Genomic DNA, 7284 nt, shown 5'->3' with positions numbered 1-7284 from the left:
CCGGGTTCAGCATCACCTCGATCACGGCGGCATCGTCGAGCCAGGCCGCGATCGACGGCCCCAGCGCCGTGCGCAGCATCCGCGCGCCGCGCGTGTTCGCTTCGGATCGGATCGGCTGGACGGACAAGAAACGGCCCCTGAATTAGGCCGGGCGAACCGCCGCCCGGCGTCAGGGGCACATCAAGAGAGACAGGAAATCGCGCGAGGCAACAACTATGTCAGGGCGTAGTAGTGACGGCGGCAGATAAGTGCGCGTTGCGGTCTGACGCTTTCAGCACCGCTCTCCGCCCGCGCTATTTCGTGAAGATACCTGGCCGATTCGCGCATGGCCGGCCCCGGCTGGTTCGCTGCACTGTCATGTGTCGGTGGAGCCGCCGTCACGACCTGCAATATCCTCCGGTATTTCGTCGAGCAGGCTCTTGCCGCTGGCGTAGCGGCGGCCCAGCGTCTCGACAAAACCCTCATAGCGCTTGCGGCCCTTGACCTGGGCGGCCGCCTGATCCTCGTCGGGCAGCGGCGGCGTCACCGCCAGCCAGAAGCGGACGAAAAGCGCCAGTGCCTCGGTGGTGAGGCCGGTGTTGCGTTCGAGCCGCTGGACCTGCCGCGAAAGCCGGTCGAGCCTTCGGGCGAAGGCCGCCTCCATCCGGTCGGCGCCGTCCGGCGACATCCAGGAGGTGACGGCGGCTTCCACGATCGCCGAGCGCGAGATGCGGCGGCGGATCGCCAGCTCGCTGACCTGACGGGCCAGCTCGGGCGGAAAATAGACGTTGAGACGCACGCGCATGGGAATCTCCTACATTTCGATGCCGTCGTCGGGATCGAGCGACGCCTGCCGCGCGACGCCCTGCATCCGCCGCCGTGCCGCCGCCTGGCGCGCAGCATCCTCGGGTTCGTCCTCGACGATGGAAAACTCCTGCGCGGGCGGTGCGGGCGTCGTCTCCTTCACGATGGCGACATGATCGGGAAGCTCGGGCTCGCGGCGCAGCCCGCTGTTGGCGGCATCCTCCTGGCGCCGGATGATTGCCGCGATCTCGGCGGGATCGGCCGAAGCGGCGAGCCCCGTCCAGTCGTCGGGACGGATTTCCCGAGGTGGCGATGCGGCCGGATCGGGCGGCGGCATGATCCGCGCGGCGAGACGGGGATCGGCGTAGTAAGCAGCCTTCTTCGCGCGGATGGGCTGGACGCCCGACACCATGACGATTTCCTCGTCGGGCGGCAGCTGCATGACCTCGCCCTGGGTCAGAAGCTGGCGGGCGGTTTCGGAGCGCGAGACCATCAGATGCCCGAGCCAGGGCGAGAGCCTGTGCCCGGCGTAGTTCTTCATCGCGCGCATCTCAGTCTTGGTGCCGAGCGCCTTCGACACGCGCTCGCCCGTCTTCTCGTTGTTGGTCGCGAAGCTCACCCGAACATGGCAGTTATCGAGGATCGCATTGTCCTGCCCGTAGGCTTTCTCGATCTGATTGAGCGACTGCGCGATGAGGAAGGATTTCAGGCCATAGCCGGCCATGAACGCCAGCGCGCTCTCGAAAAAGTCCAGGCGCCCGAGCGCGGGAAACTCGTCGAGCATCAGCAGCAGGCGATGACGCCTGGCGCCGCTCGGCAGTTCCTCCGTCAGCCGCCGCCCGATCTGGTTGAGCATCAGGCGGATGAGCGGCTTGGTCCGCGAGATGTCGCTGGGGGGAATGACGAGGTAGAGCGTCGCCGGCTGCTCGCCCGATACGAGATCCATGACGCGCCAGTGGCAGGCGCGCGTGACCCGGGCGACGACGGGATCGCGGTAAAGCCCGAGAAACGACATGGCGGTCGAGAGCACGCCCGAGCGTTCGTTGTCGCTCTTGTTGAGCAGTTCGCGCGCGGCCGAGGCCACCACCGGATGCACGCCGGCTTCGCCGAGATGGGGCGTCGCCATCATCGCGGCCAGCGTCTGCTCGATCGTCCGCGCCGGGTCGGACAGGAAGGCGGCGACACCCGCCAGGGTCTTGTCGGGCTCGGCGTAGAGAACATGCAGGATCGCGCCGACCAGCAACGCGTGGCTGGTTTTCTCCCAGTGGTTGCGCTTCTCCAGGCTGCCTTCGGGATCGACCAGCACGTCGGCCACGTTCTGCACGTCGCGGACTTCCCACTGGCCGCGCCGCACCTCCAGCAGCGGGTTGTAGGCGTCCGACGCCGCGTTGGTCGGGTCGAACAGCAGCACGCGGCCATGCTGCGCGCGGAAGCCCGCGGTCAGCGTCCAGTTCTCGCCCTTGATGTCATGAACGATCGCCGATGCCGGCCAGGTCAGAAGCGAGGGGATCACGAGGCCGACGCCCTTGCCGCTGCGGGTCGGCGCATAGCACAGCACATGCTCGGGGCCGTCGTGGCGCAGATAGGCGCGGCCCAGCTTGCCGAGCACCACACCGTCGTCGCCGAGCAGCCCGGCCGCACGCACCTCGTCCTCGGTCGCCCAGCGCGCCGAGCCATAGGTTTCCGCGTTCTTCGCCTCGCGTGCGCGCCAGACCGACATGGCGATGGCGACAGCGACCGCCACGAAGCCGCCCGACGCGGCGATCCAGGCGCCGGTCTGGAAGATGGCGGGCGCATAGGCGTCGTAGCTGAACCACCACCAGAAGAAGGCGTAGGGCGGATAGACCGGCCAGCCGAGCGCCGTGAACCAGGGTTCGCCAAGCTCGGGCTGATACGCCAGCGCCGCCGCGGTCCATTGTGTGGCGCTCCAGATCGCGGCGACCACGATCAGGAAGACGGCGATGATCTGGCCCCAGAGGATTTTGGTAGCGGGCATGAGAGTCTCCTTCTTTCAGGGGGCGAGGCCGCGCTTGCGGCCCAATGACCATCCGATGCCGCCGCCGTTGCGGGCGATGCCCGCGATCTGGCGCCCGAGCTGGCGTTCAAGGTCGTTCGACCAGGGGACGAGCCGGAAGCCCAACCCGTCGTCGATCATCGCGAAGCGACCGGAGGCGAGCGCGAGGCGCTGGCGGCATGTGCCGGCGACCTTGTCGCCGGGATTGGTAGGCCGGTAGGCGAGCCCCGTCCGGCCCGCGATCTCGGCACCTGTCGCGTCCAGTTCGCGGCGGCGAAGCGTCTCGATCAGGTTGCCTTGCAGGACCACGCGGTTGCCGAAGCGGCGGGCCAGTCCTTCGCGCACGAGATGGTCGGTGCGCTGGTCGAGCGCCCGCTGCACCTCCGATCCGAAGCCGGCGGCCGTCACTCCACGGCCGCGCTCGATCAGACGATGATCGAGCCAGGTCGCGCCTCTCGCCTTCACCTGAGCCGCGAGGTCGAGATCGGATCGCGTCGCCAGGAACAGGGACGGCTTCGGATCGCCCGGCCGGCCGACGGCGCGCAGCTCAACGATGCCGCCGATATCCGGGCTGCGATCCAGCGCCTCGATGCCCGGAAGCCGGACATGGTGGGTGCGCCCGTCGATGCCGTCGATCACGGCATAGGCCGAGCCATGCAGCTCGTCGTGCAACCCCTTGTCGATCAACCGGCCGACGATGGGCTTTTGCGGCGCTGCGCTGACGATCTCGTAAGTGTCGAGCGGGCGCTGCAGGCCGCGACCGTTCAGCGCCTTGCCGATCGTGCGGATGATGTCGCCGCGCGTGCCCAGCTCGCGCAACCTGGCTTGCGCATCCGACGCCAGTGCCCACTGACCGGGCGCGGCCTCGGCTGCGAGCCCCATAGTTTCCAGATGCTGCAAGCGGCCGATCATCAGGCGGCGGACCTGGGGATCGTCGAGTCCGGGCTGCTGGGGGCGCAAGTCGATGACGCCGAGTGCGTCCGCCGTGCGATCGATCTCGGCGTCGAGCCTGGTCCAGCGTTCGGCCGTTACCTCGCGTTCGAGCGCGCGCTGGATTTCATGCTCCGGTTTCGGACCCAGCTCGGCCCAGGCCAGTTCTTCGGCGCGCGAGCGCAGATTGTGGCTGATATAGTCCCGGTTGATGACAAGGTCGGCGCCATGGTCATCGACGCCGCGCACCAGCAGATGGACATGCGGGTTGTCGGTGTTCCAGTGATCGACCGCGACCCATTCGAGCCTGGTGCCGAGATCGGCTTCCATCTGGCGAACGAGATCGCGGGTATATTCGCGAAGGTCCGACAGGTCCGCCGCATCCTCGGGCGAGACGATGATCCTGAAATGATGCCGGTCGTCCTTGCACCGATCGGCGAAGGCGCGATCGTCGGCGCCATCGCCATTGGCGTCGAACATCCGCGCGGGCGATCCGTCGCGGGTGACGCCCTCGCGCTTGAGATAGGCGATGTGCGCGGACAGCGGCGCCCTCGGCCGTCCATTCCGGTGGAAACGGGTGACAGGGACAATCTTGACCAGCACGCGCCGGCCCGATCCGAACAGGCGGCTGCGTGCGAAGGACGTGCGGCCACGGCCGAAGTTCGATTGCCCGCGCTGGCGCGATCCGCCCCAGCCGGCCGTTCGCCGGCCTCCGCCGCTGCGCGCGGCGACGCGGAGCACCTGGACGACAAGTCCTTGCGCCTTGCGGCCCTGGCCGGCTCCCCTGTTCCTGACCTTGCCCGGCCGGACGCGGAAATCCTCGTCCTCGCTCACGGCCGGGCCGCTTTCCGCCGAAAATGGCCCATAGTGCCATTCGGCGCTTTGATTTTGCTGGCTTTTTTCTTCCGAGCGGCACGCTCGCCGACCGACGTACCCGCGCCAAATCGTTGAAAGACATAGGCTTTCAGCGAATTTGGGGCGCGCTTTCTATCTTGCCGTCCCTTCCTTCGGCTTTTTCCTGCCCTTCCAGGCACTTCCACCTTCCAACCGGGCAATCTGAAAACGGGGGCGGTCATGGCGCGCCGCTCGCCTCTCGACGTGCAGCCACCGTGCAATTCGGCCGCGGCGGCGCTGCAACGGGATCGCCCGGCAGCGCGAACTTGAGGCGCCAGGTTCGCCACGCTTCGGCGACGGCGCCGGTGCCGGGGAACAGGTCGTCGAGCGTGTCGTCGGGACGCGCGGCGACCGTCTCGAACGCCCAATGAGCGACCACTTCGGGTTTCGCGCCGGTAAGCCCACGGCGCAGCGTGATCGGGCATTCGATCCAGTCACGCAGGACCAGCCGCTTGCTTACGACCGGCTTGCGCGCGGGCTTCACGATGACGGGTTCCCACGCATAAGCGACCGGCACGTTGCGCTTGAACGCGGCAAAGCCTTTCACCCAGGCCATCCACCGCGCGCCGGTCTCGCGCACGAGCGGCGCGAGCACGGCGACCGATTCCGGCGTCGCGGCGGCATGCAAAATCCAGCCGTCATAGTCTCGCTGGAGCCGCTCGATCAGCGCGGGATGATCGACCTCGCCCGCATAGTCGGGATGATCGCGATAGAGATGCGCGCAGCCGATATAGGGCGGATCGGCATAGGCGATCTTCACGGCTGCCTCCGCCCCGACAGCGCGACGAACAGGCTGTTCGCGGGCGGTTCGACCGCAGCGCGCATGTCAGCCGCGCGTTCGCCGGACGACGTTTCCGGTGCGGCCGGATCGCCGTTCGGCCGCGCCGCGAACAATGCAGCCCTGCGCCATGCAAAAGGATCGGACGGCGGTGCGGCAGCAAGCCGGCTGTCGTCCGCGCCGCCTATGATCGACGCGAGCTTTGCGAGATAGGCGCGCGTCTCGGCGGGCAGCGGACGGCCGCGCGATAGATATTCGTCGTAGCGGCCCGGCCCCGCATTATAGGCCGCCAGCATTGCCATCGCGTTGCCGTAGCGGTCGTGCATCGCGCGCAGGTAAGCCGCGCCCGCCATGATGTTGTCGCGCACATCATAGGGATCGCGTCCCAGCCCGTGGCGCGCGCGCAAGCTCGCCCAGGTGCCGGGCATGATCTGCATGAGGCCCATCGCCCCGGCCGTCGAGACCGCGCGGACATCGCCGTTGCTCTCGACGCGCATCACCGCCCATATCCAGCTTTCCGGGATGCCGAAGCGCCGCGCGGCGTCGGCGACGTGAACGGCATAGGGATGGCTGGCTGCCGTGCGTTCGGCCGGCGTGTCCTGTGCCCGCACAGCGTTCGGCCCGATGCCGGACGACAGCAGCAGGGCCGCGAGCAGGACGGCCAATCCGCCCCCGCTCTTACGCCAGCCTGCCAGCGTGCTCGCTGCGGTAAAGGGTGCGCGCGATGCGCCGGCCGTGGGCCGCCCCCGGATCAAGTCCGGGGCAGACTCTTGACCTTCGCTGCGCGCGCCGGTCAGCCTGCGACCGAGCGGGACGGAGGGATGCGGCTTTTCCGCGAACAAAGGGATGATGATCGAAACAGCCACCGATCAGCTCCGGTCGTCGCGCGGCCGGGGGCGCTTCCATGACAGCCGGAACGTCCGGCCATCGTCGTCGGCGCGGAACAGAACCGGCCGGAACGGCGCCCCGAAGAGCGGGCTGTCGATCTCCAGCGCGATGTAATTGCCCGCGCGTTCGCCGACCCGTTTCCATGCGCCGCCGACTTCCGGGCCGTCCTCGTCGTCGAGGTGGACGCGGTAATCGGGCGCGTTCTCGGCGTCGCCCGGATCGATCGCGACCAGCACGATCTGCTCGTCGACACCGAAATACCGGGCGCGCCCGGCATAGCCATTGGCGGTGGGTTCAAAGATATTCGTCGGCATGGCCAATCTCCTTGGCTTCGGGGGTGGAAGGCGATTGCGACGGCGCGCGCAGATGCAGCGGCGTCGCGCGGCCGATGACGGCGGACGCCGGCAGCGGGCCGAAATAGCGGCCGTCGAGGCTGTCGGGGACGGACGGGTTGAGCAGCAGCAGTTCGCCCGGTTGCAGTGTGCGGCAGCCCCGCCAGACCGGCAGCGGGCGGCCCCGGCCGTCACGCGCGCGGGCGCTGGCGACGGACTGGCTATCGACGCTCACCACGGCGCCGATGCGGCACACGCGCTGCCCGGCTTTCGCGGCGACATGCTTCAGCAGCGGCACGCCCTCGGGCAGATAGCCGCGCGCCGAAAGCCAGCGGGAAAGCCGCTTGGGCGGCGTGACGGCGACCAGCACACCGATAGCGGGATCGCGGTCGGGATGGATGCGGTAGAGCCCGATCGGCGCGCTGGCGCTGGCGTTCCAGATCACGCGCGGGAAAGGATCGGCGACGGCGATCGCGACGAACGCCGCGGCGAAGGCGGACGCGGCGGTGGCCGTCGCCATGACGTAGCGGCGGCGCGTCACCCTTCGATCTCCTTGCGGCGAAGCCAGGCGCGATGCCGCTCCAGCGTGTAAGGGCGCGGCTGGTGTCCCGCGGCGATGCGGTTGTGGACGTGGCGCCAGTGCTCGGGCGCCGCGTCGCAGGGAT

At 68.6% G+C, this 7284-nt stretch carries 8 protein-coding genes and 1 pseudogene; all 9 read right to left on the bottom strand.

Features of this window, described 5'->3' with window-relative positions; all coding sequences use genetic code 11:
* Positions 1-127, bottom strand: a pseudogene (locus tag AX724_RS23435) (P-type conjugative transfer ATPase TrbB); the annotation flags it as partial.
* 228 nt (positions 128-355) lie between these two features.
* Positions 356-784, bottom strand: a complete 429-nt coding sequence (locus AX724_RS15810; RefSeq protein ID WP_060977342.1) for a CopG family transcriptional regulator — start codon at positions 782-784, stop codon at positions 356-358.
* A gap of 9 nt (positions 785-793) precedes the next feature.
* Complete coding sequence (locus AX724_RS15805; protein WP_060977341.1) at positions 794-2779, bottom strand: conjugal transfer protein TraG; 1986 nt, start codon at positions 2777-2779, stop codon at positions 794-796.
* A 15-nt stretch (positions 2780-2794) separates the two neighbouring features.
* Positions 2795-4561, bottom strand: a complete 1767-nt coding sequence (locus AX724_RS15800) for a relaxase/mobilization nuclease domain-containing protein (protein WP_060977340.1) — start codon at positions 4559-4561, stop codon at positions 2795-2797.
* Positions 4562-4799: 238 nt separating this feature from the next.
* Complete coding sequence (locus tag AX724_RS15795) at positions 4800-5381, bottom strand: hypothetical protein (protein WP_060977339.1); 582 nt, start codon at positions 5379-5381, stop codon at positions 4800-4802.
* Positions 5378-6064 (bottom strand): lytic transglycosylase domain-containing protein, encoded by a 687-nt coding sequence (locus AX724_RS15790; RefSeq protein WP_196490428.1) that lies wholly within the window; start codon positions 6062-6064, stop codon positions 5378-5380. The genes AX724_RS15795 and AX724_RS15790 overlap by 4 nt, the downstream gene beginning before the upstream one ends.
* Positions 6065-6268: 204 nt before the next feature.
* Complete coding sequence (locus AX724_RS15785) at positions 6269-6601, bottom strand: DUF736 domain-containing protein (protein ID WP_060977337.1); 333 nt, start codon at positions 6599-6601, stop codon at positions 6269-6271.
* Complete coding sequence (locus AX724_RS15780) at positions 6582-7160, bottom strand: S26 family signal peptidase (protein ID WP_060977336.1); 579 nt, start codon at positions 7158-7160, stop codon at positions 6582-6584. Before AX724_RS15780 ends, AX724_RS15785 begins: the two co-directional genes overlap by 20 nt.
* A partial coding sequence (locus tag AX724_RS15775) for a DUF2840 domain-containing protein (RefSeq protein ID WP_156448108.1) occupies positions 7157-7284 on the bottom strand: 128 nt, incomplete at its 5' end. The genes AX724_RS15780 and AX724_RS15775, both read right to left, overlap by 4 nt.

Origin of the sequence: Sphingobium sp. CCH11-B1, assembly GCF_001556865.1 — a bacterium.
GTDB lineage: Bacteria > Pseudomonadota > Alphaproteobacteria > Sphingomonadales > Sphingomonadaceae > Sphingobium.
This window is presented reverse-complemented; position numbering and strand designations above follow the sequence as displayed.

Coding starts and splice junctions, on each gene's coding strand:
- AX724_RS15805 (WP_060977341.1), bottom strand. CDS start 2,779: ATGCCCGCTACCAAAATCCTCTGGGGCCAGATCATCGCCGTCTTCCTG.
- AX724_RS15785 (WP_060977337.1), bottom strand. CDS start 6,601: ATGCCGACGAATATCTTTGAACCCACCGCCAATGGCTATGCCGGGCGC.
- AX724_RS15810 (WP_060977342.1), bottom strand. CDS start 784: ATGCGCGTGCGTCTCAACGTCTATTTTCCGCCCGAGCTGGCCCGTCAG.